We start from the raw sequence: 24,372 nt of genomic DNA on the forward strand, positions 1-24,372 counted from the left end.
CTACTCGGACCGCAGCGCCTCCACCGGATCGAGCCGCGCCGCCCGCCGCGCTGGCATCACGCCCGCCACCAGGCCGATCACCATCGACAGGCCCTCCGCCAGCAGCACGAAGGGCAGCGGCGTGCTCACCGGCAGCGACGGCATCAGCAGATGCGCCCCCTGCGCGATGCCGATGCCGATCACCAGCCCCAGCGCCCCGCCGACCGCCGACAGCACCACCGCCTCGCCGAGGAACAGCGCCAGCACCGTGCGCCGCCGCGCGCCCAGCGAGATCAGCAGGCCGATCTCCGCCGTGCGCTCGGTGACGGCGATGGTCATGATCGTGACGATGCCGACCCCGCCCACCAGCAGCGAGATCCCGCCCAGCGCGCCCACCGCCGCGGTCACCACATTGAGGATGTTCGACAGCGCGCCCAGCATGTCCGCCTGCGTCACGATGGTGAAATCCTCGCGGCCATGGCGCGCCGTCATCAGCGTGCGCGCCTGCGCAACGACCGCCGCGGAAGAGGTCGCGTCGGTGTAGGTCAGGTGCAGCTCCATCAGCCCCGTCCGGTTGAACAGCTCCATCGCCCGCGCCGCCGGCACATAGGCCACATCGTCCAGGTCGATGCCCAGGAACTGCCCGCGCGGCGCCAGCACGCCGATGACGCGGAACTGCTGGCTGCCGATGCGGATGCGCGCGCCCAGCGGGTTGTCCGCCCCGAAGAGTTCGCGCTTCAGGCTGGCACCGAGCACCGCGAAGTTGCGGGCGTGGGCCGAATCCTCGTCCGGCAGAAACTGGCCCGCCGACATCGACAGGCGAAACGAAGGCAGCAGCGCGGCACTCGTGCCGTAGACAAGGCTGCGGCGCACGCGGCCGTTGGCGCCCATCTCGGCGTTGCCGGTGACGCCGGGCGTGACGCCGACGAGGTGCGGGATGCGCTGGCGCAGCGCGTCGGCGTCCTCCAGCGACAGCGGGCGCACCGAGGACGGGAAGCCCGGGTTGGTGCCGCCGGTGGAGACCTTGCCCGGCGACAGCGTGACGACGTTGGTGCCGATCTGGCTGAACTCGGACAGCAGGAAGCGGTGCAGCCCCTCGCCGATCGAGGTCAGCAGGATCACGGCGGCGATGCCGATGGCGATGCCCAGCAGCGTCAGCAGGCTGCGGGTGCGCTGCGCCGTGATCGAGCGCCAGGCCATCGCGAGGGTGTCGGCAATGCGCATGGTAAGCGGCGCCTTCAGCGTTTCGAGAGCGCGGCCACCGGCTCCAGCGCCGCCGCCTTGCGCGCCGGCAGCACGCCGAACAGCACACCCGTGGACAGCGCCGTGCCGAGGGCCGCGACCACCGCCCACGTCGGCGGCCAGGCCGGAAACGCCGGATACGCCGTGCGCACCGCGAACGCGCCCGCCTGCCCGACCAGGTAGCCGACCACGGCGCCCGCCACCGACAGCATCGCCGCCTCGGTCAGGAACAGCGCGCGGATCGTCGCCGCCGGGGTGCCGAGCGCCTTGAGCAGGCCGATCTCGGCCGTGCGCTGCGCCACCGACACCAGCATCACGTTCATCACCAGCACACCCGCCACCGCCAGGCTGATCGCCGCGACCCCCGCCACGCCCGCGGTCAGCGCGCCCAGTACGCGGTCGAAGGTGGCGAGCACGGCGTCCTGCGTGATGACGGTGACGTCCTCCTCGCCGTCGTGGCGGGCCTTGATCTGCGCAGTCACCTGGCGCATCGCGGCGGGGATGGCGTCGCGGTCGCGGGCTTCGATCAGGATGCGGAACAGCGTGTTCGAGTCGAACATCGCCTGCGCCAGCGCGACCGGCACGATCGCCGATTCGTCCGAGTTCATGCCCAGGCTCTGCCCCGACGACGCCAGCACGCCGATCACCCGCAGCCGCCGCCCGCCGATGCGCACGGTCTGTCCCAGCGGGCTCTCGGCGCCAAACAGCTCCGTACGCAGCTTCGCGCCCAGCACCACCACCGGCGAGCCGCGGCCCCATTCCTCGTCGGGCAGGAAACGCCCCTGCCCCATCGCCATGCGCCGCACCGCGAGGTAGTCCGCGGTCGTGCCGAGCACCATCGTCTCGCGCAACCGCCCCGCCAGCGCCACCTCCGACAGGCCCACCGCCAGCGGCGCGACCCGCTGCACCGACGGCAGGCGCCGCAGCGCATGGGCATCGTCGATGGTGAGGTCGCGGGGCGTCGTGCCCATGGCGCTGGTGGGACTGAACCCGCCGGTCTGCGAGCGACCGGGCAGCACGATGACCAGATTCGTGCCGATCGACGAGAACTGGTCGACCACATAGCGCCGCGCCCCGTCGCCCAGCGCTGTCAGCAGCACCACCGCCGCCACGCCGATCGACATCGCCAGCGTCATCAGCAGCGTGCGCACCGGGCTGCCGGTGGCGGCGTTGCGGGCGAAGCCGAGGATGTCGAGCGGGCGCATGTCAGGGGGCCGCCGTCGGGGGCGCCGACGCTGCGGGCGGCGGGTTCGCGGTGTCGAGCTTCAGGCCGCCGTCCTCCATCATCAGCCGCCGGTGTGCCCGGGCACCGAGCGCGGGGTCGTGGGTGACGACGACCAGCGTCACGCCGCTGGCGTTGAGCGCTTCGAGCAGGCGCACCACCTCGTCGCCGGTGGCGCGGTCGAGGTTGCCGGTCGGCTCGTCGGCCAGCAGCAGCGCGGGCTGCATGATCGTCGCGCGGGCGATCGCCACGCGCTGGCGCTGGCCGCCGGAGAGTTCGTTGGGCTTGTGGTTCGCGCGGTTGGTCAGGCCGTATTCCTGCAGCGCCTTCTCGACCCGCTGCGCCCGCTCGCGCGGTGGCATGCCAGCCAGCACCATCGGCAGCGCGATGTTCTCGGCCGCCGTCAGCCGCGGCACGAGGTGGAAGCTCTGGAACACGAAGCCGATGCGCCGGCTGCGCACCGCCGCCTGCTCGTCAGGCGACAGCGTCGTCACGTCGCGGCCTTCGAGCAGCAGGTGGCCGGCGTTGGGCTGGTCGAGCAGGCCGAGGATGTTCAGCAAGGTGGACTTGCCCGAGCCGCTCGGCCCCATCACCGCCACGTACTCGCCCGCGCCGATGCGCAGGTCCAGCCCGCGCAGCGCATGCACCTCGCTGTCCCCAAGGTGGAAGACGCGCTCGATGCCCTGCAGTTCGATCAGCGGCGCGGTCACGGCTTGGCGGCGGTCGGAGCGTCGACGGTGACGCGGGCGCCGGCCTTGACGCCTTCGCGCTCCAGCGAGGTGACGATGCGCTCGCCGCCCTTCAGCCCGTCCAGCACCTCGGTGAACTCCCAGTTCGACACGCCGGCGCGCACCCGGTGTTCGACCAGCGTGTCGCCCTCGACCACCAGCACTCGCCCGCCCTCGCCCAGCGCGGCAGCCGGCACGCGCAGCACGTCCTTGCGCACGTCGAGCACGACCTCCACGTCCGCGCTGTAGCCCACCAGCAGCGGCCCGGTCTTGTCCGGCTGGTCGAAGCTCACGTCGATGTCCACCGTGCGCGCCTGCTTCTCGACCGCCGAGACGATCGGCGCGACCCGCTGGACGCGCCCGGCGAAGGTCTTGCCCGGCAGCGCGTCGATGGTGATGCGCACCGGCTGGCCCGGCTGGATGCGCGGCGCATCGACCTCGTCCATCGGCGCCTTGATGTAGAGGCACGCATCGTCGATCAGGTCGATGGCCGGCGGCGTGGGCACGCCCGGCGGCGACGGCGTCGAGTATTCGCCCACCTCGCCGACGATCCTGGCGACACGGCCGTCGAAGGGGGCGTAGAGGTGCATGCGGCCCTGCTCGACCCGGGTGGCCCCGACGCGGGCCTGGGCCGACGCCACATCCGCCTGTGCGGTCTGGCAGGCGGCGCGGCGGGTGTCGGCCTCGGCGCGGGCGGACTCTTCGCGCGAGACGGAGACAAACCCCTGCTCGCGCAACTCGGACTGTCGCCGCGCTTCCTTGGCGGAGGCCTCGGCCGCCGTACAGGCTTCGACCACGCGCCGGCGCGTCGTCTCCAGCTGCGCGGTGGCCAGCGTCTGCTGCGCCTGCTGGTCGTCGTTCCAGAGCTTCATCAGCAACTGGCCCTTGCGGACACGGTCACCTTCCTTGACGTTGAGCAGCTCAATGCGCCCGCCCATGATCGTGGACAGCCGCGTGCGCTGGCAGGCCTCGACCGTGCCGGCGCGGGTGTTGGCGATGGAGGATTCGACCAGGCCACGCCCCACCTCGACCGCGAGCACGGCGACCGGCTTGGGCTGGCGCAGCCACACGACGCCGCCGGCCAGCAAGCCCAGCACGACCGCCGCGATGACCCCGCGGCGCAGCCAAGGGAAGGAAGTCTGGGAAGGTTTCATCAAGACCATCGCGGTTCGTGCTGCACTGCACACATTCTGCGCGCCAGCCGCCGCCTTGCGTCAGCACCTCGCGGCCAGTTGATCGCGCTCAACAGGCAAACGACTCCCGGAACCGGGCGGCGGCGTCCAGCGTCCCGGTCAGGTGCTGCGCCTCGATGCGCAACATCGTCCCCGACATCAGCCGGAACTCGCAGACCACCGCGCCGCGCCGGTCCACCGGCAGCGCCGAGACATGCGCCGCCGGGCCGGCCGGTGCACCGTCCACCCGCAGCATGCCCTGCGCGATGCCGCCCAGGCACAACGCCGGCGCATCACCGCGCCAGGTGGCCCCATGGAACACCAGTTCGACCGGACTCAGATACCCCGCCACGCCCTGCGGCCCGCACCGCCCGAACGCCGCGGCGAACCGCAGGCGCAGCGTGGTCGGGCTGTCCACGGCCACCCCGGCCAGTTCAGAGTCGGGCCAGTGGAGCAGGAAGGGGGAGAAAGTGGTGTCGGGCATGGGCCACATCATCGCCGCTAGACTGGCCCGATGCGCCTGCAGATCTTCTCCGACCTCCACCTCGAACGCCACCCGCACTGGACACCGACCCCCGCGCCGGGCGCCGACGTGCTGGTCCTGGCCGGGGACATCGGCTCCTACCAGACCGGCTCGCTGCTCCAGGACGGCGATTTCGGGCTGACGCGCTTCTCGCCCGTGCACCATCCGGAGCGGTGGCGGCGGGTGCTGTTCGTGCCCGGCAACCACGAATACGACGGTTTCGAGCTGACGGAGGTCGGCGAGCAGATGCAGGCGCTGTGTGCACGGCTCGGCATCACCTGGCTGGACCGGCGCCGCGTGGTGGTCGACGGCGTGCGCTTCCTCGGCACGACGCTGTGGAGCGACTTCGACTCGATCGGCCCGCGCGCCAAGGCCTTCCGCGCAGCGAATTTCTACCTGCGCAAGAACACCTGCCTGCGCGGCGGCGAGCCGATGCTGGCCGAGTCGATGCGCGAGCTGGCGCTGGAATGCCAGCAGTGGCTGCGCGGCGCGCTGGCCGAGCCGTTCGACGGGCCGACGGTGGTGGTGACACATTTCGCGCCGACGCTGGCCAGCGCCGACCCGCGCTACGGGCTGGCGCCGGGCACGGCGGGCTTCTGCAACGCGCTGGACGATCTGGTGGCGCAGGCCGACCTGTGGATCCACGGCCACCTGCACTGCCCCGTCGACCATGTCACCCGTGGCTGCCGGGTCGTGGCCAATCCGCTCGGCTACGCGGTCAAGAACGAGCAGGCCGACTTCCGCCCGGCGAGTGTGCTCACGGTGACACGGCGCCGCTGAGGACCGGTCGCCGAGGGTCGGCGGATCAGAGGGTCAGAGGGTCGCGCTGGCCAGCGCCGACGCCGGCAGGCTGCGCCGCGCCAGCTCCAGCAGGTGGCGGTGGTGGGTGAAGACCAGCACCTGGCCGCCCTGGGCAAAATCGGCCAGCATCCGCAGCATGTACACCGCACGGTCATCGTCCGAGGTCATCAGCACATCGTCGAGCACCAGTGGCAGGTCAATGCCACGCGCCCGGTGCAACTGCAGCGCCGCCAGACGCAGTGCCAGGTAGAGCTGGTCGCGGGTGCCCTCGCTGAGGCCCTCGACGCCGAGCGTGCGCCCGTCGCGGCGGCGGACCTGCAGCACGGGTCGGTGGTCATCGGCGTCCGGCTCGCTCTGCAGACGGTCGAAATCTCCGCCGGTCATCACCGAGAAATAGCCGGAAGCCGCGCGCAGCATCGGCCCTTGCGCCCGCTCGCGAAACTGGCCGAGCGCCTGGGCCAGCAACGCCTGCGCCAGACGCGCACGCCTCCAGGGCACCAGACTCGACCGGACCGTGGCGGCCGACTGCTCCATCCGGGCGCGGGCCTGCGCGGCGGCATCGCCAGCGTCGATGGCATCCCGGGCGCGGCGGGCGGTCTCGTCCTGCCGGCGGGCCTCGTCGATGCGTGGCGCCAGCGCGGCCAGGGCCTGCTCGGCCCGCTCCAGCTCGGTCTGGACCTGTGCGGCCTCGGCGCTGCCCACCAGCGTGCGCAGTGCCGCTTCATCGCGGGTCGACACCTCGGCGAGCAGCCCGCGCACATGGTCACGCTGCTGCCGGGCCTCGCGGAGCTGCCGGGCGCGCTCCTCGGCGGCCGGCAGATCAGCCTCTGCCGAGACACCGGCCGCGGCACACAGGCCCAGCAGGGCCTCGTCCTGCTGCTGCAGGGCGGCGTCGTGCAGCAGCTGCCGCGCACGGGCGTCGGCCAGCGCCTGCGCGAGCACCTGCCGGCGCCCCTCCACGCGGCGGGCCTCGCCGAGGCGCTGGCCCAGCTCGTCGATCCAGCGGCGCAGGTCGACCGGAGGCGGGGGATCCTGCAGATCCGCAGCCAGCGCTTGTGCCTTGTGGCGCAGCTCGTCGAGCGCACCACAGGCCCGGGCATGGGCCGCCCGGGCATGGCCGAGCTGCTCCAGCAGCAGGCGCAGCTGCTCGCCTTCCTGCAGCCGCGCACGCACGGTCACCCTGTCCGCATCGGTCGGCAGCTGCAGCGCCAGACAGACCGGCGCCAGCGCGGACACAGCCGCTGCGCGCACGGCCAGCAGGCGCTGCTCTTCTTCCAGCGCGCGCGCCTGTTGCGCCAGACGCACAGCCCGCTCGGTCGTGCGCGCCAGCGCGGACTGCTCCGCCCGGGCGAAGCGGTCCTCGCGCTGGCGGGCCAGGGCCAGCAGCGTGGCCAGCGGCGTGTCGGTGTCGGGCAGATCGAGCACCGCACGCAGCCCCTGCCGCAGCTGCTCGGCCAGCGCCTCGGCGCGGGCCGCTTCGAGGGCCAGTGTCTCCGCCTGGTCGGCGGCCAGACGGGCCGCACGCAAACGCGCCTGCCATTCCCGCAAGGCCTCCGGGCTGCACGCAGGCAGTCCCGCCTCCTGCAGGCGCACCTGCCAGGCCGCCGCGCGGGCCACCTGCTCGCGCTGCAGCTGCTGGATCTCCGACTGGCGCAGGTGCTGGTCACGGACCAGGTCGGCGATCTGGCGTTGCAGCGCCTGCAGCTGCGCGGCACGGCCGGCGTCCCGCACCAGGGCATCGACCAGCGCATCCGCCTGGCGCACACGCTGCTCGACACGGTCGCGCAACCCGGCGTTGCCGAGGTCTGCGCACCAGTGCTGCCAGGCCTCGTCGCGTGTCGCGCGGGCGGTGCGCACATCGTCCGGCGTCGGCACCACGCCCTGGGCCAGCAACTGGTCGCGCTCGGCTTCGCGCCCGCGCAGGGCCTCCTCGATCTGCGCCAGCCGCAGGGTCAGCTCGTGCGCCCGGGTCCGCCCATCCCCGTCGGCGCGGACCGCGAGGTCGATGTCCACCTCCAGCACCGGACAGGCGGACCGCACCGCCGCAGGGGTCCAGACCACTGCCGGCCCCAGATCGGCCAGCGCGGCGGCCAGACGCTGTCGTGCCTGGACACACTCCGCCGGCAGCGCGAGCAGGCGCACGAGCACACCGTCCGCACGCACCACCGCGTCGCAGGCCGCGCGCAGGGCCACCCGCAGCGGATCGTCGGCGGGGCGCCAGTCGAGCGCATCGACCGCAGGCTCCGGAGCCGGATCGAGGGCGGGGGCCTGTGCCTGCATGGCGGCCCGGTGCTGTTGCAGCGCGCGCTCGGCCTCGTCGAGCGCCTGCAGCGCGGCATCCGCCTGCGCACGCAGCACCCCACCCGGCACGGCGGCCAGCAGCGACTCCGCCGGTCCGTTCGCGCCGAGGCCGGCCAGCTGCGTCTCCAGCCGCGCCTGTTCGACTTCCGCATCACGGAGTGCGCGCTGGCCCGCGTCCAGCCGCTCGCCCTCGGCCACCAGCCGATCGATCGCCGCCGCCGCCAGCAGCACCGCCGCCGAGGGCTGCAGCGCGTCCAGATCCTGCTGGTGCTGCAACATGACTTGCCGGACAGCCGCCAGGGCCTGCCGGTGCTCGGCGGTGCTGGCTTGCAGCGTCAGGCGGCGGGCGGTGGCCTCGTCGCCGAGCACGGGGGCATCGGCCAGTGCGGCGCAGCGCTGCAGTGCCTGGTCAAGCCGGGCCAGCAGCGGGCCGGCGGTCAGCCGCTCTCGCCACTCGCGGGCTGCGCGCGCCAGGCTGGCCTGGGTGTCCAGCAGCGCAGCCAGTGCCTGGCCGGACGCCTCTCCCCCTCGCTGCAACTCGGCCCACACAGTCGGGCGCAGTGTCGCCTCGCGCAGGACGGCAGCCTGTTCACCGTGCTGACGCAGCGCTTCATTGATGCGGCCCTTGCTGCCACGGGCGCCAGGCACGAAATGGCGGCGGGCTTCCTGGTCGAGCTGCGCCAGGATGTCCTGCAAGCTGCGCACACCGGCACTGGCCTCGAACAGCGCCGCCCCGACATCCCCCTCGCCCTTCAGCAGCGCTTCGCCGCCCTGGCGCAGGCGGAGGTGGTCCAGCGCATAGAGCGACTCGAAATCCGCCCGTTTCAGGCCGCCGGTGAGCTGGTACTCGAGGTCGGCGGAGGCGGGGCTGAGCGCATCGTCCGGGCCACGCACGCTCAGCGTCTGTCCCTTGCCCTTGCGGCGCACGACGCTGACCGTGTGCCCGTCGCGGTCCAGCAGCAGGGCACCCAGGCGCATCGCGGGATGGTCATGCACGAAGTCGTCGGTGCTGCGGACCTCGATGCCGTAGCGCAAGGCCGTCAGCGCCCGCAGCGCAGACGACTTGCCCGCCTCGTTCGGACCACAGATCAGGTGCAGACCGACAGCGCCGTTGCCCAGGTCGAGCCAGCGGTCGGTGAAGGGCCCGAAGGCCTGCAGGTGCAAGCGCAGCAGCTTCACGGGGTCACGCAGCGTCGTCCGGCAGCGCGGACTCCGACAGCCCTGCCCCCAGCTGGGCCAGCACCATGGCCTCGGCGTCGGCCAGCAGCGCGCGCCAGTCGTCCGGCGTGAGCCGCTCGGCGCGGACATCACCCAGATCAGCGGGCAGGACCGGCATGGACCCCAAGGCGGCCAGTGCCCACTGCGGCAGGGCGGTCGCATCCTGCGTCAGCTGGTCGACCAGCCGGACCACCTCGCCCACCGCGTCGGGGCGCGCGGCAGCGGCGGCCCGGTCCAGCGGCGAGCGCAGCTGCAGGAGCACACGCTCGATCCAGACATCGGCCAGGTCGCGCTGGTGCAGCCAGGCGTGCAGCGCAGCCTCCAGGGTGCCGGGCTGGCAGGCCTCCACACGGTGCAAGCGGGAGTCTCCCTGCAGCCGCACCCGCAGCACGTGGAGTCGGTCACGGTCTGCGGCGATGGCCGCCTCCAGTGACGCGGCAAAACGGTCGCACAGGGCGTCGATATCCTCCAGACCCTGGCAGTCGAGGCTCAGCACATGCCAGCGCACCACATCCAGCGCCACGAACTCGGTTTGCGTGATGTATCCGTCCTCGACGGTAACAATTTCGCAACCTTTTGGCCCGATTTCCTGCGCATGCCGCCCTTGCAAATTGCCGGGAAACACGATGCGGGGCGCCGATTCGCGCACGACCTGCCGGGCATGGATATGGCCGAGCGCCAGATAGTCATATCCGGTGGCGATCAGGCGATCGAGCCGGGTGGGGGCGTAGGTGCCGTGGTCGGGACTGCCGGTGAGGCTGGTGTGGAGGACCCCGATATTGAAACAGCCCGCCACCGGCGCGGGATATCCGGGCACCAGATCCTCCGTGACCGCACGGTCCGGAAAGCTGCGCCCATGCACCGCAACCCCTAGCGCGGGCAATACGCGGGTTTGGGCGCTGCGGGAACTGAAGACATGGACGTGGTCTTGCCGAGGCAGCTGCCGGGTGATGATGCTTTCCGCATCGTGGTTGCCTCTGACCACGAAGACGAGAATGCCCGGGGCCGCGAGTCGGGCGAGCTGCGCATGGACAAACAGGCCGGTGCGGAAATCGGTCCAGTCACCGTCATACAGATCGCCAGCCAGAATCACCAGATTCACCTGCTGTCGCAGCGCCAGGTCGACCAGCGCGACAAAGGCTTGTCGGGTGGCCCCGCGCAGGCGTTCCACCGGAGCCCCGTCTCGGGCATCGAGCCCCCGCAAGGGGCTGTCGATGTGCAGATCCGCCGCGTGGAGAAAGCGCAGACGCCGCATGCAGGCTCAGGTGCGACCCAGCGGCTTACTGCGCCTGGTTTTCAATCAGGAACTCGTCCTGCGTGCGGCCGCTTTCCAGGGCAGCCACCAGCCAGCGCGGCTTCAGGCCACGGCCGGTCCAGGTCGATCCCGTCGCGGGATCGCGGTATTTGGCGGCGACCTTGGAGGGCTCCTTGTCCACGCTGGGGGTCGACTTGCGTCCGGTGACGGTCAGGTCCGCAGCAGTGATGCCGTGCTGGGCCATCAGCGTCTTGATCTCGTTGATCACGCTGGAGCGCTGGGCCGACTGGAATTCAGCGATCGATTTTGCGATTTCCTGCTGCTGGCGCAGCAAAGCGTCTTTCTGTGCGATCAGTTCCTGAAGTGTCGTCATGGCTGGTATTGGATTTTGGTGAAGGAAGAGCACATGCTCGGGACGGAGTATGCCGGCTTTTCATCACGGCTAGCCCTGCCAATCCACGAAAAAATATTAATCGTCCGGTATCCATGAACGACCGGCCTGAATACGGCAACCGGATCGCGGGTTATTGGGCTGGCAACTGCGGGATTTCCAGAAGATTCTGGCGGCTTCTGGCACCGAATTGACGCGCCAGATCCGAGGGCAGGCTGGACTTGTGGCGATGGTCGGACCAGAACTGGCGCCAGAGCCGTGCGCCACGCTCGCCATTCCAGAGCCCCAGGGCGTGGCGCATGGCGGTCGGCCAGGCACGCCCGCTCTGGTGCAAACGGTCCAGATATTCGAACCACCGGGCTTCCACGGATTCCCGGCGGTCGGCGGGCCCGATTTCTCCGAAAAACCGCGCATCCCAGCCAGCCATCAGCCAGGGGTCGTGGTAGGCCTGCCGGCCCACCATCACGCCATCGACATGGGCCAGATGGAGCGCGATTTCGGCGTCGGTCCGCACGCCGCCATTGAGCACGACCGTCAGTTGCGGGAAGTCCTGCTTGAGTCGGTAGACCAGCTCCGGCCGCAGTGGCGGAATGTCGCGGTTTTCCTTGGGACTCAGGCCCTTGAGCCAGGCGTTGCGGGCATGGACGATGAACACGCTGCAGCCCGCCTCGGCCACCGTGCCGACAAAATCGCGCACGAAGTCGTAGCGCTCGACCTGGTCGATCCCGATGCGGTGCTTGACCGTCACCGGCAGATCCACCGCATCCCGCATGGCCTTCACGCCGTCGGCCACCAGCCGCGGCTCGGCCATCAGGCAGGCCCCGAACGCCCCCTTCTGCACCCGCTCGCTCGGGCAGCCGCAGTTGAGGTTGACCTCGTCATAGCCCCAGCGCGCGGCCAGCCGGGCACAGGCGGCCAGATCCGCCGGCTCGCTGCCCCCGAGCTGCAGCGCGACCGGGTGTTCGGCCGGATCGAAATCCAGATGGCGGGCCGCGTCGCCGTGCAGCAAGGCGCCCGTCGTGACCATCTCGGTGTAGAGCCGGGTCCGCCGGGTGAGCAGTCGGTGGAAATAGCGGCAGTGGCGGTCGGTCCAGTCGAGCATGGGCGCAACCGACAGGCGCCAAGGGGACTGCGCGGGCGGGCAGGAAGAAGCGAAAGGGGTGTCAGGGGTGTTCACATTCGCATTATCCCGGCAGTCCGCCGGGCCGGCTCTGGGGACAGCGCACACCTGGCCAACACCTGGCAAACGTGATGCTGTTAACGATTGCGATGCAATATTACGTAGTGTTACATTGCCGCATGCCACTCTCTCGCCCACTCTGCCTCATCACCGGCCTGGACCGAAGCGGCATCCCGTCGGCCTGGCAGGGATCCGGACAGGACCGGATCTGGCCCGAGACCAACCGCTTCACCGACCTGTGGCTGGGCGTGCTGTCCGCACTGCGACTGGACCCGGCGGCCTGCCTGCCCTACACGCTGGCGGTGGACTTCCTCGACGACCAGTGGACACAGTTCCGACCGTCGCACGATGACCTGTACACGCTGTATGGCATCGAGGTGCAGACGCTCCTCCTCTGGCGACCCCTGGTCGAACACCTGCAGGAACAGCTTGGGGCCGGGCGGCTGGTCATCGTCGATGTGCCCACCCGGGGCTTGCCGGACGGCGGCGGGGGACTGCTGCATCCCCGCCGCGCCACCGAGACCATCGTCGTCAACGAGATCGACATCGGCGGCGAGCGGCTGGGCTTCTTCCACCGCACGGACTACCGCGTGCTCCAGGGCCCCGAGTACCGGCGGCTGCTGCACCCGGCGTCGGCGCCGGAAGCCGAGGCGCTGGTCGGGCGGGCGGAGGTCATCAACCTGCACGGCATGGTGCGCCGCCCACCCGACACGCTGCGCCACCTGTCGCGCCAGCTGCTGGACAAGACACTGCAGCGTGTGCCGACCCGGCATCCGCTGCGCCGGTGGAAGCGCCGGTTTGCGCGCGAGGTGACACCGCTGCTGGCCAGCGGCCCCACCCATTACCAGCACTGGGCCGAAGCCGGACCGCACCAGCTGGGCGCCGCCTTCGAGCTGGCAGCGCTGTACCTGGTCTGGATGGCGGGCGGCAGCAGCGGCTCCGTTCACCTGCTGCAGGCGGCCGATGCGTTCCGGCAGCTCAGCGTGCTGGCGCGCTCGCTGCTGCTCAAGGGCGCCCGCGCGGTGGAATCAGGCCAGCCCTTCCAGGAATACGACCTCGTCGACCGCATGGTGCGCCACTGGAGCCGGGGCATGGCGCTGCTCGGCGCCGGCGAGATCGTGCTGGACACACCGGTGGTGCTCAGGCCAGGGCCCGCAGCGGGTGGACATGCGCCGGCCACGGGCTGACGAAGAATGCGTCCACCTCCGCCTGCACCACACCGTCCAGATGCGACGGATTCCAGCGCGGGTGGTGGTCCTTGTCGATCACCAGGGCCCGGATGCCCTCGACCGTCTCGCTGGCCGTGCCAGGGCGCAGGTGGAAACAGTGGCGCACCAGGTCACGCTCCATGCGCAGGTCGTCGGCGAGCGTCATCGTGCGGGCGCGGCGGATCTGCTCCAGCGCCACGGCCAGCATCAGCGGCGAGCGCTTGTGAAGAGCGGCCAGCGTGTGGCGGGCGAAATCGCCGGTGTCCGCCGCCAGCGAGGCGGCGATGCGCGCCAGCGTCGGCAGGCTGAAGTGCAGGTCGATGGCCTCGCGCCGAGCCGCCAGCGACGACACGCCCGGCGGTGACGCCACCGCCTCGGCACAGGCCCGCACGGCCTCGGGCGAGGACAAGCCGTCCGAGCCGAGCCGGGCAAGCAGCGCCGGCAGGTCCGCGGCCCGCACGGCGACATCGGCCAGCCCGGCCTCGATCGCCTCCGCTGCGCCCAGCGTCTCGCCCGTCATGGCGAGGTATTCCCCGACATGCCCCGGACAGCGGGACAGGAACCAGCCGCCACCCACATCCGGAAACAGGCCGATGTGGGTTTCCGGCATGGCCAGGCGGCTGTGCTCGGTGACGATGCGCAGGCTGGCGCCCTGGCTGATGCCCATGCCGCCGCCCATCGTGATGCCGTCCATCACCGCGACATAGGGCTTGGGATAGCGGTGGATGAGGTGGTTGAGGGCATATTCCTCGGTGAAAAAATCCTCCAGCCGCGGATCGCCCGCCAGAGCGGCCTGGTGAAAGAAGCGGATGTCGCCGCCCGCACACAGGGCCGGCGGCTTGCCCTCGCGGCCCTGGCCTTGCAGCACGACGGCCAGTACGGCGGGGTCTGCGGCCCAGTGCAGCAGCACGGTGGTCAGGTCACGGACCATGGGCAGGGACAGGGCGTTGAGCGCGCCGGGGCGGTTCAAGGTCAGGAAGCCGATGCGGCCTCGGACTTCGGCCCGCACATGGCCGGCGGCACACAGGTCGGGCAATGGCTGGGGCGGGGCAAACGGGTGGACAGACATGGGGGGCGCAATCCGTGCGGCAGTGGTGATGCAGCCATCCTAGCGACCCTGCGCGCGCCGCCGCGCACAGGCAGTCAATCTGGCTGACCCGGTACCGATTTGTCGCGCAGGGCCACCAGCTCATTGACGAGCAATGCGCCGAGCACCAGCATTCCGCCCGTCAGGGCGGTCGAGTCCGGTGCCTCACCTGCACCCACCCAGGCCCAGAGCACACCGAAGACGACCTCCAGCAGCCCGAGCAAGGCGATCTCGGGCGCCGGCAGAACCCGCGACAAGCCGACCACCAGCAGGCACGGCAGCGCCAGCTGGAACACGCCCAGGCCCGCCAGCAACACCAGGTCGTGCAGGGAGGCCTGCAGCGGCCAGGACAGCGGCAAGGTGCACAGCGCCGACAGCAGCGCGCCGATCAGCACCGCCGGCAGCATGTCCTGCGACTCGCCCGCCACCTCGCCGTGCGAGATGTGCTGCAGCACGGTGAAGTTGATCGCCGCCGCCAGTGGCACGGCCAGTGCCACCGCCATGCCCAGCAGGCTGCGGGCATCGGCCGCCTGCACCTCGTGGCCGAACATCCAGGCAATGCCCGCACCAGCCACCGCGATTGCCACCCAGGTGCGCCCCGGCAACCGGTGCTGCAGGAACAGGCGGGCGAACAGCGCCGTCACCAGCGGGCCGATCGCCATCGTCACCAGCACATTGGCGACGCGGGTCATCGTGAGCGCGACCATGAAAGCCGTGAACATCACCGACCAGCACACGCCCGACACCCAGACCGCCCGCGGCGACTGCAGCAGCCCGCGCCACAGCGCCGGCCCGCGCAGCACGGTCAATGCGACCGCCAGCCCGAGCGCATTGAACGCGCTGCGCCAGAACGTGACCTCGAAACTCTGCGCCGCCTCCAGATGGCGGCTGACCACGCCGGCCGTGCTCCACAGCAGCGTGACCAGCACCATCAGCGACACCGCACGCAGGTGCGACATGGCAATCCCTTCACCCTTCGTCCATGAAAAAAGCCCCGGCGAAGTTCCGGGGCTCGGCACGACCAAGGCCGAGGCGCTCGGTCGGTCAGCTGCGCAGGTGATCAGCCACGGGCCGCGCGCTTGCGCTCATGCTCGGACAGGAAACGCTTGCGCAGGCGGATCGACTTCGGGGTGATCTCGACCAGCTCGTCGTCCTCGATGAACTCGACGCCGTATTCCAGCGACAGATCGATCGGGGGCGTGATCTTGGTAGCGTCTTCCTTGCCGCTCACGCGGAAGTTGGTGAGCTGCTTGGTGCGGGTGGCGTTGACGACGAGATCGTTGTCGCGGCTGTGGATGCCGACGATCATGCCTTCATAGACGGGATCGTTCGGCTTCACGAACATGCGACCACGGTCGTCGAGCTTGCCCAGGGCATAGGTGAAGATTTCGCCCGCGTCCATCGAGATCAGCACGCCGTTCTTGCGACTGGCGATGTCGCCCTTGTGCGGCTCGTAGCCGTCGAAGATGTTCGAGATCAGGCCCGAGCCGCGCGTCAGGTTCAGGAACTCGTTCGAGAAACCGATCAGGCCCCGCGCCGGGATGCGGTACTCCAGGCGCACGCGACCACGGCCGTCCGGCTCCATGTTGACCAGCTCGCCCTTGCGCTCGCCCAGCGCCTGCATCACGCCGCCCTGGTGGGTTTCCTCGACGTCGGCGGTGACCAGCTCGATCGGCTCGCACTTCTCGCCGTTGATTTCCTGGAACACCACGCGCGGCTTCGACACGGCCAGCTCGTAGCCTTCGCGGCGCATGTTTTCCAGCAGGATGGTCAGGTGCAGTTCGCCCCGGCCCATCACCTCGAAGATGCCATCTTCGTCCGTCTCGCTGACGCGCAGCGCGACGTTCGATTGCAGTTCCTTCTGCAGGCGGTCCCAGATCTGGCGGCTGGTGACGTACTTGCCTTCACGACCGGCCAGCGGGCTGGTGTTGACGCAGAAGTTCATCGTCAGCGTCGGCTCGTCCACCTTCAGCATCGGCAACGGCGCCGGGTTCAGCGGGCTCGTCACGGTCACCCCGATGCCGATCTCGTCGATGCCGTTGATCAGCACGATGTCGCCGGGGCCGGCTTCCGTCACCTGCACGCGGTCCAGACCCTGGAAGGTCAGCACGTTGTTGACACGGCCCTTGATGGTGCGGCCGTCCGGGCCTTCCATGACCAGCACGTCCATCGCCGGCTTGATCGTGCCCTGGCTGATGCGGCCCACGCCGATGCGGCCGACGAAGGTCGAGTAGTCGAGTGCCGAGATCTGCAGCTGCAGCGGCGCCGCCGGATCACCGTTCTGCGCCGGCACGTGCTGGAGCACCGTGTTGAACAGGGCCGACATGTCGGGGCCCCACTGCTCGCCCGGTGCGCCCTCGACCAGCGAGGTCCAGCCGTTGATGCCCGAGGCGTAGACGACGGGGAAGTCGAGCTGCTCGTCACTGGCGCCGAGCTTGTCGAACAGGTCAAACGCGGCGTTGATGACAGCGTCTGGCTTCGCGCCCGGCTTGTCGACCTTGTTCACCACGACGATCGGCTTCAGACCGAGGGCCAGCGCCTTCTTGGTCACGAAGCGCGTCTGCGGCATCGGGCCTTCCTGCGCGTCGATCAGCAGCACGACGCCGTCGACCATCGACAGCGCGCGCTCGACTTCACCGCCGAAGTCCGCGTGTCCGGGGGTGTCGACGATGTTGATGTGCGTGCCTTCCCAGCTCACGGCGCAGTTCTTGGCCAGGATGGTGATGCCACGCTCGCGTTCGATGGCGTTGTTGTCCATCACGGTGTCGACGATCTTCTCGTGCTCGGCGAAGGTGCCGCTCTGGCGCAGAAGCTGGTCGACCATCGTGGTCTTGCCATGGTCGACGTGGGCGATGATGGCGATGTTGCGGATTTGCTTGCTCATGGGGTGTAACGCCAGGGTGTGGCCGTTCCGATCATTCAGGTTTCAGGATTCAGGACGGCTGCAGGGCCTGGACTTCAAGAGGACTCAGGAGCCGATCGGCGATCAGCTCGCCAGCCGTGATGTGGGCGCTGCCCAGCAGGGCGCGACCGTCGGGACCATAGACACGCACGCGCTCGGCATCGGCTTGACCCGTGCGGCGGCGCATGCCCGAGAGGAAACGACCGGCGTCTTCAGGGCTCAGATGCACCGCCGGCCAGTCCGACAGCAGCACATCGACGGGCAGCACCCGTGCATCGCGCTCGGCCTCGCCCATCGCCGTCAAGGCGTCGAGCGTGACCGAGCCGCGCAGATCGACCGGACCGCTGGCGATGCGCCGCAGTCCCGCCAGATGGGCGCCACAGCCGAGCGCTTCACCGATGTCCTCGGCGAGCGTGCGGATGTAGGTGCCCTTGGTGCACAGCACGTCGATCACCAGCGTTTCCGGCCGATCAGCCTGCCACGCGATGAAGTCAATGCGGTGAATCGTGACTTGCCGCGGCTGGCGCTCGATGGTGATGCCTGCGCGGGCGTACTCGTAGAGCGCCTTGCCGTTGTGCTTGAGCGCCGACTGCATCGGCGGGAGCTGCGAGATCAACCCCGTGAAACGCGCGCAGGCCAGGTCGATCAACGTCCGGTCCACCTGCACCGGGCGCTCCTCGACCACCTCGCCCTCGCGGTCACCACCGACCCGGCGCTGACCGAGGTGCAGCGTGGCCCGGTAGCCCTTGTCGGCCTCCAGGCTGACCTGCGAGAACTTGGTCGCCGCACCGAAGCAGATCGGCAGCAGGCCGGTCGCCAGCGGGTCGAGCGTGCCGGTATGGCCCGCCTTCTCGGCGCGGAACAGGCGCTTGACCTTCTGCAGCGCGTCGTTGCTCGACAGACCGATGGGCTTGTCGAGCAGCAGCACGCCATGCACCGCGCGGCGCTGGATGCGCACGCGGGGCGGCGGCGAGGCCACCACGTCGGCAGCCACCGGAGTCACGTCGGCAGTCATCGGGATGCGTCGTCTTTCGGTTTGCCGTCGACTGCAGCGTCCACCGGAGCGTCGTCCGGGACACGCTGCGCATTGGCCAGGGTGATCAGCGCACTCAACTCCGCCGCACGTTCGGTGGTGCGGTCGAAATGGAAATGCAGCGTCGGCACGGTGTGGATCTGCAGACGCTTGAACAGGCCGTTGCGCAGGAAGCCGGCGGCCTCGTTGAGCGCCACTTCGGTCTCGCTGGCCTCGCCGGTCAGCACCGAGAAGCGGATGCGGGCATGGGCGTAGTCCGGCGTGATGTCCACGGCGCTGACCGTGACCATGCCGATGCGCGGATCCTTGAGGTCGCGGATCAGCTCGGCCACATCGCGCTGGATCTGGTCGGCTACCCGGAAGCTGCGGTTGGGAATGGAACGCTTGTGTCGCATGGATATCGCATCGAAGCCCATGGCAATCTGCCACGGAAAAACAACGAGGCCCCGACACAACGTCGGGGCCCGGAACGTGGGGGTGCCGCCTTACAGCGTGCGCGCCACTTCCTTGATCTCGAAGAACTCCAGCTGATCGCCTTCAGCGATGTCCGTGTAGTTCTTGAGCTTGATACCGCACTCGAAGCCTTCCTTGACTTCCTTCACATCGTCCTTCAGGCGGCGCACCGAATCGACTTCGCCGGTGTAGATGACGATGTTCTGGCGCAGCAGGCGGAAGCGGCAGCCACGGCGCACCAGACCCGAGGTGACCATCGAGCCGGCAATGGTACCGATCTTGGTCGCCACGAACACGGTGCGGATTTCCGCGGTACCGATGGCCTCTTCGCGCTGCTCCGGTGCCAGCATCCCCGACATGGCCGCCTTGATCTCGTCGACCGCGTCGTAAATGATGTTGTAGTAGCGCAGGTCGACGGCGTTGTTGTCCGCCAGCTTGCGCGCACCGGCATCGGCACGGGTGTTGAAGCCGATGATGACCGCCTTCGACGCGATCGCCAGGTTGACGTCGGACTCGCTGATGCCACCGACCGCCGCGTGGACGATCTGCACCTTGACCTCGTCGGTCGAGAGCTTGAGCAGCGAGGTCGCCAGCGCTTCCTGCGAACCCTGCACGTCGGCCTTGATGATCAGCGGCAGCATCTGTGCAGCGCCCTGGCCCATGTTCTCGAACAGGTTCTCCAGGTTCGCGGCCTGGCGCTTGTTCAGCGTCACTTCGCGGTACTTGCCTTGGCGGAACGTGGCGATTTCACGGGCACGGCGTTCGTCCACCAGCACCATGAACTCGTCACCGGCGCGCGGCACCTCGGTCAGGCCCTGGATTTCCACCGGAATGGACGGACCAGCCTCCTGGGTCGCCTTGCCGTTCTCGTCGAGCATGGCACGCACGCGGCCATAACTCTGACCCGCCAGCACGGCGTCGCCGCGCTTGAGCGTGCCGGACTGGACCAGCACCGTCGCGACCGGGCCGCGGCCCTTGTCCAGACGGGCTTCGATCACGAGGCCCTTGGCCAGCGCGGCCACCGGGGCGCGCAGCTCCAGCACTTCGGCCTGCAGCAGCACCTGCTCCAGCAGCGCATCGATGCCCTGACCGGTCTTGGCGGACACCAGACAGAACGGCGACTCGCCACCGAACTCTTCCGGGATCACGCTTTCGGCGACCAGTTCGCTCTTCACGCGCTCGAGGTTCGAGTCTGGCTTGTCGATCTTGTTGATCGCGACCACGATCGGCACCCCCGCCGCCTTGGCGTGGTGGATGGCTTCCTTGGTCTGCGGCATCACGCCGTCGTCCGCCGCCACCACCAGGATGACGATGTCCGTGGCCTTGGCACCGCGGGCACGCATGGCCGTGAAGGCTTCGTGACCCGGGGTGTCGAGGAAGGTGATCACGCCGCGCTCGGTTTCCACATGGTAGGCGCCGATGTGCTGCGTGATGCCGCCGGCTTCGCCCGCCGCCACACGGGTGGTGCGGATGTAGTCGAGCAGCGAGGTCTTGCCGTGGTCGACGTGGCCCATGACGGTGACCACCGGAGGACGCGGCAGCGCCTCGCCAGCTTCCGCGGCGTTTTCCTCTTCGAGGAAGGCATCCGGATCGTCCAGCTTGGCGGCAAACGCCTTGTGGCCCATTTCCTCGACGAGGATCATGGCCGTTTCCTGGTCCAGCTGCTGGTTGATGGTGACCATCTGACCCAGTTTCATCAGCTGCTTGATGACCTCGGACGCCTTGACCGACATCTTGTGCGCCAGATCGGCCACCGAAATGGTCTCGGGCACATGGACTTCATGGACCTGGACCTCGACCTGCGGTGCAAAACGCTCGTTGCCGCTGTCCTGGCGGTCGCCACGGCGGCCACTGGAGCGGCCCGCCGGCGCACGCCAGCCAGTGCCTCCGCCGGGACGCGGCGGGTCGGTACGGCCCTTCGCGGCGGCGGAGCGCTTCTTGGCGGCGTCATCGGCCCAGCTCGACGACAGCTTCTCCGACTTGACGGCCTTCTTGTCACCCGGCTTCTCGCCCGGCTTGGCGGCCGTGGTCGTGGCCGGCGCAGCACCGGGGGTTCCCGGCTTCGGACGGTGGATCGTGCCCTTGATGCCATCTTTGCCAGCAGCACCGGCAGCCGGCACGGCAGCAGCCGGTGCAGGCTTCGGCTCTTCCGGCTTCTTGGCCACCAGAACCTTGCTCTTGCGGGACATCATGTCGCGGATCGCGGCAGCCTCCGCTTCCGCAGCCTTGCGGCGGCGGTCCTGCTCGATCTGACGCTGTGCGTCACCAGCGGCGGCATCTGCCGCCTTGACGACACGCGCACCGGCGCCGGGCAACGACGGCGCCTGCACACCACGCACTGGCGTCACGGCGGCGGGCGGCGGCGGCGCCACCACCCCACGCGGAGGCACGGGCATCGGCACGCTGGGCGCACGGGCGGCAGGGGGCGCGACAGGCTTGTCGACTGCCGCGACCACCACGGGTGCTTCCACCACCGGCGGCACAGCGGCCACGACCGGAGGGGCCACCACGGCGGGCGCAGCCACCGGAGCCGCAGCGACGCCACGTCGTGCGCCAGCCGGCCCGTTGCCACGGCGACGGGAATCCGCCGCCGCATTCAGGGCGGCCACTTCGGCAGCCGCACGGGCCTGGGCCTCGGCACGGTTACGGGCCTGGGTTTCACGGGCCAGCACGTCCTTGGCAGCCTGGGCCTGCGCCGCCAGATCGGCGTCGCTGACCACGACCGCAGCAGCAGCAGCCTGCGCACGGGCGGCCGCTTCTCGCTCGGCCGCTTCTGCCGCAGCGCGGGCAGCCGCTTCGGCCGCCGCACGGGCAGCCGCTTCGGCCGCCGCAGCAGCAGCGGCTTCCTCGATGGCAGCGCGCTCGGCGGCTTCCTGGCGGGCACGGGCCTGTTCGGCCTGGCGCTCGGCTTCGGCGGCTTCTGCCGCGCGGCGCAGCGCTTCCGCAGCCTGGTCGACGCCGTCGTCCTTGGCCGACGGCTCGAATTCTTCTGCCTCTGACGCCGCCAGTGGCTCCGAAGCCGCAGCGCCGGAAACGAAGTCATCACGTTTGACGAAGGTGCGCTTCTTGCGCACTTCCACCTGGATCGTGCGGGCCTTGCCGGAAGCGTCCGCCTGCTTGATCTCGCTGGTGGACTTCTTGGTCAGCGTGATCTTCTTGCGATCTCCGCCAACCGTGCCGTGCGAGGTGCGCAGGTACGCCAGCAGGCGCTCCTTGTCGGCCTCGGTCAAGGCATCCTGGTCGGATCCCTTGCTCACTCCGGCGTGTTGAAGTTGCTCGAGCACAGTCGATACCGAACTTTTGAGTTCGGCAGCGAACTGGGCAACGGTGGTCACAGCCATGTGTTTGTTTCCTTGGGACGTGCGTCGTGTGCGGTCGGATCGGACAGAGTGAGCGTTCAGGCGGTGAACCAGTGTTCACGGGCCTTCATGATCAGGGCCTTGGCCGCCGCTTCGTCGATGCCCGTCATCTCGGTGAGTTCATCCACGGCGAGATCAGCCAGATCATCGCGGGTGTGAATCCCCCCTTCGGAGAGCTTCGCGATCAGCTCGGGGGACAGCCCCTCCACATCGCGCAGATCCTGGGTGACTTCCTCGACGCGCTCTTCCTTGGCGATTTCCATCGTCAACAGCACGTTCTTGGCGCGGGTCCGCAATTCCTGCACCGTCTCTTCGTCAAAGGATTCGATCTCCAGCATCTCCTGAATCGGCACATAGGCCACTTCTTCGAGACTGGTGAAACCTTCGGCGATCAGGATGTCGGCCACCTCTTCATCCACGTCGAGCCTGTCGACGAAGAGCTTGCGGATGCCGTCGCTCTCCTGAGCCTGCTTGGCCACCGATTCCTCGGCGGTCATGATGTTGATGCGCCAGCCGGTCAGCTCGGAGGCGAGGCGCACGTTCTGGCCGCCACGGCCGATGGCGATGGCGAGGTTTTCCTCGTCCACCACCACGTCCATGGCGTGTTTCTCTTCGTCCACCACGATGGACTGGACATTCGCCGGGGCCAGTGCGCCGATGACAAACTGCGCGGGGTCTTCCGACCACAGCACGATGTCCACACGCTCGCCCGCCAGCTCGTTGGTCACGCCATTGACACGCGAACCGCGCACACCGACACAGGTGCCGATGGGATCGACCCGCTTGTCGTAGGACACGACGGCGATCTTGGCCCGCGAACCCGGGTCACGGGCACAGCTCTTGATCTCCAGCAGGCCCTGCTCGATCTCGGGCACTTCCTGGCGGAACAGCTCGACCATGAACGAGGGAGCCGAGCGCGACAGCACGATCTGGGGACCGCGCAGCGTCGGATCGATCTCGACCATCATGGCCCGCACGCGGTCGCCGCTGCGCAGGTTTTCCTTCGGGATCAGCTCGCTGCGCTTCAGGCGGCCTTCGACACGGCCGCTCTCGATGATGAGATCGCCCTTGTCGAGACGCTTGACGGTGCCGGTGAAGATCTTGTCGCCGCGCGACAGGAAGTCGTTCAGCAGCTGCTCGCGCTCGGCGTCGCGGATCTTCTGCAGGATGACCTGCTTGGCGGCCTGCGCACCGATGCGCCCGATCGGCACGGACTCGACCGACTCTTCGAGGTAGTCGCCCACATCGATGTCGTCGATCTGCTCCTTCGCCTCGAAGTGCAGGATCTCGGCCTCGGCCTGCTGCAGACCCGCTTCATCCGGCACGACGTGCCAGCGGCGGAAGGTCTCGTAGGCACCCGATTCGCGGTCGATGGCGACACGGATGTCGACTTCGCCCTCATAGAGTTTCTTGGTGGCCGATGCCAGTGCCAGTTCGACGGCACCAAACACGACTTCACGATCCACGTTCTTCTCACGCGAGATCGCATCCACCAGCATCAACAGTTCGCGGTTCATTCTTCGTGACCTCCGGATTCCTGTGTCGCCCCGCCCGCCGCCGTGTCTCGTCGGCCGCGCCCCTTGAAATCCACGACCGGAACCAACCGGGCATCACGGACTTCATCGAGCACAAACCCCAGCACCTGGCTTTCCTTGCCTTCATGGAAAACCAGCTCGAGACCTGCAGCAGGGTCGTCGCCCACCACGCGCAACACGCCGCGGTATTTCTTGCGCCCCTGGAAAACCACCTTGAGGGTCAGATCGATTTCCGATCCTGCAAACCGCACGAAGGCATCCAGACGCTTGAGCGGCCGGTCCAGACCAGGAGAGGAGACTTCGAGCCGCTCGTAATCGCAACCCTCCACCTCCAGCACGCGCTGAAGCTGTCGGGTCACCTGCTCGCAATCTTCCACCGTGACAAATTCGCCCGGCCCGGTCGGGTAGACGGCACCGGGTAACCGGTCGATATAGACGCACAGAAGCCCGCGCAGGCCACGCTCGACATCCACGAGTTCGTAGCCCAATCCGGTCACGGTGCGTTCGACAGCCTGCTGCCAGTTCATCAATGCAGTACAAACGGCAGCCTCTTAGCCGCGCAACCACGGTGAACACCCTGCGGTGCTTCCCGTCGTCACGCCAGCCGGCTGCCGCGCTCCTTCCGGTGCCTTGCGGCGGTTCAAGCAAAAAAAATGGGCTGGATTCCTCCGCCCATTCAGCGTTTTAGCGAAAACGCGATGATACCCGACGCCGGCCCCGCGGGCAACCACTGCACACCGACCACTCGGGTGCGTGCGAGAATCCGTTGTTTCGATCCCTGAT

At 69.2% G+C, this 24,372-nt stretch carries 19 protein-coding genes; 2 read left to right on the forward strand and 17 right to left on the reverse strand.

What is annotated here, in order from left to right; genetic code table 11:
• The 5 genes from U5O44_RS05055 to U5O44_RS05075 form a co-directional block, all read right to left on the reverse strand.
• Positions 1–1,203 (reverse strand): ABC transporter permease, encoded by a 1,203-nt coding sequence (locus U5O44_RS05055; RefSeq protein ID WP_322587375.1) that lies wholly within the window; start codon positions 1,201–1,203, stop codon positions 1–3.
• Positions 1,204–1,217: 14 nt separating this feature from the next.
• The gene (locus U5O44_RS05060; protein WP_322587376.1) at positions 1,218–2,426 is read right to left on the reverse strand and encodes an ABC transporter permease; all 1,209 of its coding nucleotides are present in this window, start codon (positions 2,424–2,426) and stop codon (positions 1,218–1,220) included.
• A 1-nt stretch (position 2,427) separates the two neighbouring features.
• Complete coding sequence (locus tag U5O44_RS05065) at positions 2,428–3,153, reverse strand: ABC transporter ATP-binding protein (protein WP_322587377.1); 726 nt, start codon at positions 3,151–3,153, stop codon at positions 2,428–2,430.
• Positions 3,150–4,325, reverse strand: coding sequence for an efflux RND transporter periplasmic adaptor subunit (locus U5O44_RS05070; RefSeq protein WP_322587378.1), 1,176 nt, complete (start codon positions 4,323–4,325; stop codon positions 3,150–3,152). Before U5O44_RS05070 ends, U5O44_RS05065 begins: the two co-directional genes overlap by 4 nt.
• 88 nt (positions 4,326–4,413) lie before the next feature.
• Complete coding sequence (locus tag U5O44_RS05075) at positions 4,414–4,827, reverse strand: hypothetical protein (protein ID WP_322587379.1); 414 nt, start codon at positions 4,825–4,827, stop codon at positions 4,414–4,416.
• A 30-nt stretch (positions 4,828–4,857) separates the two neighbouring features.
• Between U5O44_RS05075 and U5O44_RS05080 the strand changes: the two genes are divergently transcribed.
• Entirely contained in the window at positions 4,858–5,646 is a 789-nt protein-coding gene (locus tag U5O44_RS05080; protein ID WP_322587380.1) for a metallophosphoesterase, read from the forward strand.
• A 33-nt stretch (positions 5,647–5,679) separates the two neighbouring features.
• On the opposite strand, the gene U5O44_RS05085 is transcribed toward U5O44_RS05080, so the two are convergent.
• The 4 genes from U5O44_RS05085 to dusA all read right to left on the reverse strand — a co-directional run bounded on the left by U5O44_RS05085 (position 5,680) and on the right by dusA (position 11,934).
• Positions 5,680–9,147 (reverse strand): ATP-binding protein, encoded by a 3,468-nt coding sequence (locus U5O44_RS05085; RefSeq protein WP_322587381.1) that lies wholly within the window; start codon positions 9,145–9,147, stop codon positions 5,680–5,682.
• A gap of 4 nt (positions 9,148–9,151) precedes the next feature.
• On the reverse strand, positions 9,152–10,441 hold the full coding sequence (locus tag U5O44_RS05090) for a metallophosphoesterase family protein (protein WP_322587382.1): 1,290 nt from the start codon (positions 10,439–10,441) through the stop codon (positions 9,152–9,154).
• 25 nt (positions 10,442–10,466) lie between these two features.
• Positions 10,467–10,814: an H-NS histone family protein gene (locus tag U5O44_RS05095; protein ID WP_322587383.1), complete on the reverse strand. Its 348-nt coding sequence runs from the start codon at positions 10,812–10,814 to the stop codon at positions 10,467–10,469.
• A gap of 151 nt (positions 10,815–10,965) precedes the next feature.
• Complete coding sequence (gene dusA, locus U5O44_RS05100; protein ID WP_416222130.1) at positions 10,966–11,934, reverse strand: tRNA dihydrouridine(20/20a) synthase DusA; 969 nt, start codon at positions 11,932–11,934, stop codon at positions 10,966–10,968.
• Between the two features lie 197 nt (positions 11,935–12,131).
• On the opposite strand from dusA, the gene U5O44_RS05105 reads away from it, so the two are divergent.
• Positions 12,132–13,199 carry a DUF1839 family protein gene (locus U5O44_RS05105; RefSeq protein ID WP_322587385.1) on the forward strand — a complete coding sequence of 356 codons (1,068 nt, stop codon included), beginning with the start codon at positions 12,132–12,134 and terminating at the stop codon, positions 13,197–13,199.
• Here the strand turns inward: U5O44_RS05105 and U5O44_RS05110 are convergent.
• The 8 genes from U5O44_RS05110 to rimP form a co-directional block, all read right to left on the reverse strand.
• Positions 13,153–14,289 (reverse strand): enoyl-CoA hydratase/isomerase family protein, encoded by a 1,137-nt coding sequence (locus U5O44_RS05110; protein WP_322587386.1) that lies wholly within the window; start codon positions 14,287–14,289, stop codon positions 13,153–13,155. The genes U5O44_RS05105 and U5O44_RS05110 overlap by 47 nt on opposite strands.
• A 74-nt stretch (positions 14,290–14,363) precedes the next feature.
• Positions 14,364–15,266: a DMT family transporter gene (locus U5O44_RS05115; RefSeq protein ID WP_322587387.1), complete on the reverse strand. Its 903-nt coding sequence runs from the start codon at positions 15,264–15,266 to the stop codon at positions 14,364–14,366.
• 101 nt (positions 15,267–15,367) lie between these two features.
• Positions 15,368–17,191 (reverse strand): translational GTPase TypA, encoded by a 1,824-nt coding sequence (gene typA, locus U5O44_RS05120; protein ID WP_322587388.1) that lies wholly within the window; start codon positions 17,189–17,191, stop codon positions 15,368–15,370.
• Between the two features lie 49 nt (positions 17,192–17,240).
• Positions 17,241–18,224: a tRNA pseudouridine(55) synthase TruB gene (gene truB / locus U5O44_RS05125; RefSeq protein ID WP_322587389.1), complete on the reverse strand. Its 984-nt coding sequence runs from the start codon at positions 18,222–18,224 to the stop codon at positions 17,241–17,243.
• The gene (gene rbfA / locus U5O44_RS05130; protein ID WP_322587390.1) at positions 18,221–18,637 is read right to left on the reverse strand and encodes a 30S ribosome-binding factor RbfA; all 417 of its coding nucleotides are present in this window, start codon (positions 18,635–18,637) and stop codon (positions 18,221–18,223) included. Before rbfA ends, truB begins: the two co-directional genes overlap by 4 nt.
• Before the next feature lie 90 nt (positions 18,638–18,727).
• The gene (gene infB / locus U5O44_RS05135; protein ID WP_416222131.1) at positions 18,728–22,036 is read right to left on the reverse strand and encodes a translation initiation factor IF-2; all 3,309 of its coding nucleotides are present in this window, start codon (positions 22,034–22,036) and stop codon (positions 18,728–18,730) included.
• Between the two features lie 56 nt (positions 22,037–22,092).
• Positions 22,093–23,571: a transcription termination factor NusA gene (gene nusA, locus U5O44_RS05140; RefSeq protein WP_322587392.1), complete on the reverse strand. Its 1,479-nt coding sequence runs from the start codon at positions 23,569–23,571 to the stop codon at positions 22,093–22,095.
• Complete coding sequence (gene rimP, locus U5O44_RS05145) at positions 23,568–24,116, reverse strand: ribosome maturation factor RimP (RefSeq protein WP_322587393.1); 549 nt, start codon at positions 24,114–24,116, stop codon at positions 23,568–23,570. The genes nusA and rimP overlap by 4 nt, the downstream gene beginning before the upstream one ends.
• Positions 24,117–24,372: the final 256 nt, after the last annotated feature.

The sequence above is a fragment of the Sphaerotilus sp. genome, assembly GCF_034519685.1.
Taxonomy (GTDB): Bacteria; Pseudomonadota; Gammaproteobacteria; order Burkholderiales; family Burkholderiaceae_C; genus Sphaerotilus.

What these genes read in the sequence shown, in the direction of transcription:
- U5O44_RS05070 (WP_322587378.1), bottom strand. Translation starts at nt 4,325, where the DNA reads ATGAAACCTTCCCAGACTTCCTTCCCTTGGCTGCGCCGCGGGGTCATC.
- dusA (WP_416222130.1), bottom strand. Translation starts at nt 11,934, where the DNA reads ATGCTCGACTGGACCGACCGCCACTGCCGCTATTTCCACCGACTGCTC.
- nusA (WP_322587392.1), bottom strand. Translation starts at nt 23,571, where the DNA reads ATGAACCGCGAACTGTTGATGCTGGTGGATGCGATCTCGCGTGAGAAG.
- rbfA (WP_322587390.1), bottom strand. Translation starts at nt 18,637, where the DNA reads ATGCGACACAAGCGTTCCATTCCCAACCGCAGCTTCCGGGTAGCCGAC.
- U5O44_RS05090 (WP_322587382.1), bottom strand. Translation starts at nt 10,441, where the DNA reads ATGCGGCGTCTGCGCTTTCTCCACGCGGCGGATCTGCACATCGACAGC.
- U5O44_RS05060 (WP_322587376.1), bottom strand. Translation starts at nt 2,426, where the DNA reads ATGCGCCCGCTCGACATCCTCGGCTTCGCCCGCAACGCCGCCACCGGC.
- infB (WP_416222131.1), bottom strand. Translation starts at nt 22,036, where the DNA reads ATGGCTGTGACCACCGTTGCCCAGTTCGCTGCCGAACTCAAAAGTTCG.
- truB (WP_322587389.1), bottom strand. Translation starts at nt 18,224, where the DNA reads ATGACTGCCGACGTGACTCCGGTGGCTGCCGACGTGGTGGCCTCGCCG.
- rimP (WP_322587393.1), bottom strand. Translation starts at nt 24,116, where the DNA reads ATGAACTGGCAGCAGGCTGTCGAACGCACCGTGACCGGATTGGGCTAC.
- typA (WP_322587388.1), bottom strand. Translation starts at nt 17,191, where the DNA reads ATGAGCAAGCAAATCCGCAACATCGCCATCATCGCCCACGTCGACCAT.
- U5O44_RS05080 (WP_322587380.1), top strand. Translation starts at nt 4,858, where the DNA reads ATGCGCCTGCAGATCTTCTCCGACCTCCACCTCGAACGCCACCCGCAC.
- U5O44_RS05055 (WP_322587375.1), bottom strand. Translation starts at nt 1,203, where the DNA reads ATGCGCATTGCCGACACCCTCGCGATGGCCTGGCGCTCGATCACGGCG.
- U5O44_RS05115 (WP_322587387.1), bottom strand. Translation starts at nt 15,266, where the DNA reads ATGTCGCACCTGCGTGCGGTGTCGCTGATGGTGCTGGTCACGCTGCTG.
- U5O44_RS05110 (WP_322587386.1), bottom strand. Translation starts at nt 14,289, where the DNA reads ATGTCTGTCCACCCGTTTGCCCCGCCCCAGCCATTGCCCGACCTGTGT.
- U5O44_RS05095 (WP_322587383.1), bottom strand. Translation starts at nt 10,814, where the DNA reads ATGACGACACTTCAGGAACTGATCGCACAGAAAGACGCTTTGCTGCGC.
- U5O44_RS05075 (WP_322587379.1), bottom strand. Translation starts at nt 4,827, where the DNA reads ATGCCCGACACCACTTTCTCCCCCTTCCTGCTCCACTGGCCCGACTCT.
- U5O44_RS05105 (WP_322587385.1), top strand. Translation starts at nt 12,132, where the DNA reads ATGCCACTCTCTCGCCCACTCTGCCTCATCACCGGCCTGGACCGAAGC.